This is a genomic window from Streptomyces sp. NPDC001393, assembly GCF_053597455.1.
This window is the reverse complement of record NZ_JBSFIH010000131.1, coordinates 1-4,782: the sequence shown is the minus strand read 5'-3', so window position 1 is coordinate 4,782 and position 4,782 is coordinate 1. Positions and strand designations below refer to the sequence as shown.

4 protein-coding genes and 1 pseudogene are annotated in these 4,782 nt (G+C 67.1%); 4 read left to right on the top strand and 1 reads right to left on the bottom strand.

Features of this window, described 5'->3' with window-relative positions; genetic code table 11:
• The first annotated feature begins 193 nt into the window (after positions 1-193).
• The 3 genes from ACWC2T_RS45690 to ACWC2T_RS45680 all read left to right on the top strand — a co-directional run bounded on the left by ACWC2T_RS45690 (position 194) and on the right by ACWC2T_RS45680 (position 3,712).
• Positions 194-1,627, top strand: coding sequence for an IS1380 family transposase (locus ACWC2T_RS45690; protein ID WP_450676193.1), 1,434 nt, complete (start codon positions 194-196; stop codon positions 1,625-1,627).
• Between the two features lie 232 nt (positions 1,628-1,859).
• Positions 1,860-2,048 carry a hypothetical protein gene (locus tag ACWC2T_RS45685; RefSeq protein ID WP_079077019.1) on the top strand — a complete coding sequence of 63 codons (189 nt, stop codon included), beginning with the start codon at positions 1,860-1,862 and terminating at the stop codon, positions 2,046-2,048.
• A 983-nt stretch (positions 2,049-3,031) separates the two neighbouring features.
• Entirely contained in the window at positions 3,032-3,712 is a 681-nt protein-coding gene (locus tag ACWC2T_RS45680) for a hypothetical protein (RefSeq protein ID WP_450676192.1), read from the top strand.
• 317 nt (positions 3,713-4,029) lie between these two features.
• Here ACWC2T_RS45680 and ACWC2T_RS45675 read toward each other — a convergent pair whose 3' ends face one another.
• Positions 4,030-4,161, bottom strand: a complete 132-nt coding sequence (locus ACWC2T_RS45675) for a hypothetical protein (protein ID WP_450676191.1) — start codon at positions 4,159-4,161, stop codon at positions 4,030-4,032.
• A gap of 468 nt (positions 4,162-4,629) precedes the next feature.
• On the opposite strand from ACWC2T_RS45675, the pseudogene ACWC2T_RS45670 reads away from it, so the two are divergent.
• Positions 4,630-4,782, top strand: a pseudogene (locus ACWC2T_RS45670) (IS110 family transposase); the annotation flags it as partial.

The window sequence follows — 4,782 nt, the reverse complement described above, 5'->3', positions numbered from 1 at the left end:
ACCCGGTCCGACAGTCGCTCACCGGATGACTTCAGTTGACCCGCTCTTGGCACACCAACAACAACGACAAGATTGCCCGTAAGTTACCGGTATTGGTACTAGCCTCCGCGTTTCACTTGCGGTGGCGTCCGGATCTTGAGCGGGAACGCGAAAGTGCCTTCTGAGCTGGGATGATGAGGCTTGTCTAGGGCTTCTGACACCACAGCAGGAAGGCACTTTCTGCGTGCACACTACCGGGTCGCGTCCCAAGCTCGTCGTATCAGCCGACGGTCGCGGGGTGGTCAGTCATGCCGGGTCCCGCCTCCTGGCCGATCTCGCCGATGCCACCGGCCTGACCACGGCCTTCACCGACGCGCTGCGCCAACTACGGCCGCGCGGCACCGGTCACGCCCCCGGCCGGATCGCCGTGGACCTGGCGGTGATGCTGGCCGACGGCGGCGAGGCGATCGCCGACCTGGCCCTGCTGCGCGATCAGGCCGAGGTGTTCGGCCCGGTCGCTTCCAACCCCACCGCATGGCGCCTGCTGGCGGGCATCGATCCGACCGCACTCGGCGCTCTGCGCGCGGCCCGTGCCACCGCCCGCGAGGTCGCCTGGCTGCAAGCCGGCGAGAGGCGGGAGGCGATACCGGCCTCCCGTGCAGGCGGACGCGAACTGCCGGATCTGGTCCTGGACATCGACGCCACCCTGGTCACCTGCCACTCCGAGAAGGAGAACGCGGCGCCGACCTACAAACACGGCTTCGGCTACCACCCGCTGCTGTGCTTCCTCGACAACACCGGCGAGGCCCTGGCCGGCCTGCTGCGGCCTGGCAACGCCGCGGCCAACACCGCCGAGGACCACATCAGCGTGCTCGACGCCGCGCTCGCCCAGCTCCCCGATGTCCACCGCCACGGCACCGACATCCTCATCCGTGCGGACAGCGCCGGATCCGCCAAAGCGTTCCTGGCCCACATCCGCGGCCTCCGCTCGCGCGGGATCCAAGCGTCCTTCTCCGTCGGTTGGTCCATCACCGAACCAGTCCGCCGAGCGATACGCCAGCTGCCCGACCAGGTCTGGCACCCCGCCCTCGAACAGGACGGCACCCTGCGCCAAGGCGCCCACGTCGCCGAACTCACCGGCCTGGTCGACCTGCCGGGCCTGCCCGAGGACACCCGGATCATCGTCCGCCGCGAGCGCCCGCATCCCGGCGCCCAGCTGTCCCTGTTCGATCTCGACGAAGGCATGCGCCACCAGGTCTTCCTCACCGACACCCCCTACGGCGAAGGCTCCTTGCAGCACCTGGAAGTCCGCCACCGCGCTCACGCCCACGTCGAGGACCGCATCCGCTGCGGCAAGACCACCGGCTTCGGCCGCTTCCCCTCCCGACACTTCCAGGTCAACCAAGCGTGGCTGGAGCTGTCCCTGACCGCCCTCGACCTCCTCGCCTGGACACGCATCCTGCTGCTGGAGGGTGAACTGGCGGCCGCCGAGCCGAAGAAGCTCCGCTACCGGCTGCTGCACGCCGCTGCCCGCATCACCCGCGGCGGGCGCCGCTTGCACCTGCGGATCGCCGCAACCTGGCCCTGGCGAAACGAGCTGACCAGCGCATTCGCCCGCCTGGCGGCGCTGCCACGGCCAGCCACCTGAACCTCGGCACCGTCCCTACACACCCACGACCCGAGGAACCCTGGAGAACCCGACCCGCGCGTCGGGCCTCGACCATGCCCGCCCGGCTGCCAACAACCAGAACCCCCACTTCACGGCCATCACACCAGCTCAGCCTCCCGAAGCGAAACGCGGAGGCTAGACGGCCGCTAGGTCGTGCAGGGGGCGACTCGCTGACGGAGACAGCACGAACCGCGCCCGGAACGGGGGGACTGTGAGCAGGAGACGCTACGTCGCCCGAGGCGTGCCAGGTGGATACCGGATCTGGGACAACCGAGGACGTCGATGGTGGGGCGATCTCTACGAGTTGTGTCCTGACGATCTCGTGGCCGAGCTCAACGGTCAGGCGGATCACGCACGGATCACTGCGCTGATGAAGCGCTACAGGGCGCAGAAGCGGTAGGTGGCCCTGAGCGTGGCTGGCGAATGCACGCACCACAGCCGCACCAGATCAGGCGGGGAACAGCAGGGAGTCACGGGGAATAGGCCACAGCCTGCCAAGGCTCCCTGTCGACCATCCACCGAGGTCAGCGCCTGTATCAGCCCTAAGTCCCCGCAGCTTCCCAAGCTGAGGGCTTCGGCCTCATGGTCACGGGCCAGCCGTTGAGGCCTGCTCTGGTCGACGGCGCACGTAGCGCGGCTGAGGCCCGTGGGTGCAGCGAGGCATACGCGCGCCTGATCGGTCGACGCACCCGCCATCGTGGCTGACTGTCATCGGCGAGGTTCAGACGGACCAGATCGAGGGTGCCCGCCGTCAGTCGATGCGCGGCCCTGTACCGGCCAGGTCGGGCCGTCTCTGGGCCGTCCGAGGCCGCTCAATAGTGGCCGACTACGACCAACGACGACTACCAGGCGCACGCGCCCGCCGCCGCTGACCAGCAAAAACCCAGTTCGCCAAGATCCCAGGCAAGACCCAGGGCAAGAAGACAAGTCTTGCCACGCCCTTTGATTCTCTGGACGCGGTGGGTAGACCGCGCCCGCTGGCATTGGTCACCGTCCGGCCTGGGCGAATCCTGCTGCGTGCGGCTACGTCCGTCGGACAGCCACCGTTCACGTGGCCCTCCTTTGAACCTGCGACAGGCCGTATGTCAAGCAGCGACTCGCCGACAATCCCCGGCGCCCCACCAGCATCGCGGGTGACTAGCCATCAGAAGATCACCTGCAAGGGCTAATCACTATCCAACTGCTGGTCTTCACAGTGCATTTGATGGCCCACCAGCTCTGTCCCCGAGTGACGTCGAGGGTCTCCGTGTACCCGATCAGCCCCACGGAGCCGGGATTCCGATTTGCTCGATATGACAGCGATAAGGGGTGTTAGTACGTTCAATCACGCACCGGCTGCCACAGCGGGCACTCCTGTCCCAGTCTCAGAGGAGAGCAAGCGATATGTTCACGATCCGTTCCCGCAAGATCGCCACGGCCGTCGCGGCCGCCGCGGCAATGACCGCGACTGGTATCACCTACGCCTCGGCCGCCTCGGCGCCGGTTCCCCAGGCCGCCCCGACGGTCACGGCGGCACCGTCCGGCGGTCCCAGCACCCCCAACAACAACGAGGTCAAGGGCAACGAAGGCAAGGGCAACGAAGGAAGAGAAGGAAGGGAGCCCCGCCGCCATTTCGAGGGCAGGGTCTTCTTCAACGAGCGCGAATTCTCCGGCCGCCCCGACGGCTGCATCACCGTCGTCAGCGGCCTGGGTGCCAAGACCTTCAACATCCACAACGACACCCGCAACGTGGTCGAGGTCTTCCGCGGGGCCGTCTGCGACAACGGCGCCCCCATCGCCACCGTCGGCCCCTTCAGCTCCGCCAACGGCGTCTGTCCGAGGGTCAAGGACGAGGACGAGAAGGAGAACGAGAACGAGCACGAGAACTGCGAGGAGCGCGAGCACCACGAGAAGGGCGAGCACGACGAGAAGGGCAAGCACGACGAGGAGATGGAGGACGGCGTGAAGGTCAAGAACGGAGTCATCGCCAGCTTCCGCGTCATCTGCCGCCACGGGATTGGCGAGGGTGGCGGATTCGGCGAGGGTCGCGGATTCGGCGAGGGTGGCGGATTCGGCGAAGACTAAGGCCAGCAGCCACCTGATGCCCACGCTGGAGAACGCCGGCTCACCGGAATTGGGCCGGCGCCCTCCGGCCAGGCGCACAATACAGGATCCCGGCCCTTAATCGGGCCGGGATCCAGTTCATTCCCGCCCCTCTGGCCGCAGAGGCCTCTATCGGACGCAATGGCCTGCGCAATGACGTCCCCAAGCTTCTTGGAGTCGTTGCTGAGGTAGAGCTACGACGCGACGGTTTCTGCCTCGGCCGAGCAGCCCGCGGCGCGCAGGGGATGAGCGGGGCCCTGGGCCCGAAGGTGGACCACACTGCCGACCGTCGGCGGCCGTCAGGAGGCGCCCATGGCAGCGAGCAGGACCGCTGCTTCCTGTTCCCTGCCGACGGCATCGAGGCCCTGATCGCCGAGATCGACGCCGCCGCGAAGCACCGGACTGACGCTCACTGTCATCAACGAGGTCAACCCTGCTGGTCTCACCTCGCTAGCCGCCCGTTGCGGTACAGCAGCGGAGTACAGCAACCACCGCGACCGCAGCCGACTGACATAGACCTTCGAAGTCCCCATGACCGGCGTCCTGGACTCCAATGGCCGTTCGGCCGATAGTTCGCATCGAGGGGCAGCGTTGCGCAACGCCTGCACGGGGCGCCGTTCTCAACCGATGAGCAGCGCCCACAGGCTTGACTCGGTCATTGAGTAATCCGATCGCCTTACGGCGACTCCCCAAAGGGGAGAAAATCGGGCTACGGCTGTCCGGCTGACGTCGCGGAGTCTTGGTGCCACCGGAACCCGACATTGAGTAGGACGCCGGGGATTCGTCGTCAGGCACCCGGAAGTGTTGCTTCGAGCATGTGAATCAGATTCTTCTGCCTGCTTGGTCCCCGCCGGGCGGCTGCTGCACAACAGCACACCGCGCGAGGGGAGGACCGGGGCATGGACGTGGTCCACGAACGATGCGCCGGGATCGACATCGGCAAGGCCGACGTGAAGGTCTGCATCCGCATCCCGGGACCGGGCAAGCGGCGCCGGAAAGAAGTACGCACCTTCTCCACCATGACCCACGACCTGCTGGCGATGCGGGACTGG

Bases quoted from the DNA above. Each gene is read 5' to 3' on its own strand.
- ACWC2T_RS45680 (WP_450676192.1), top strand. From the start codon at position 3,032: ATGTTCACGATCCGTTCCCGCAAGATCGCCACGGCCGTCGCGGCCGCC.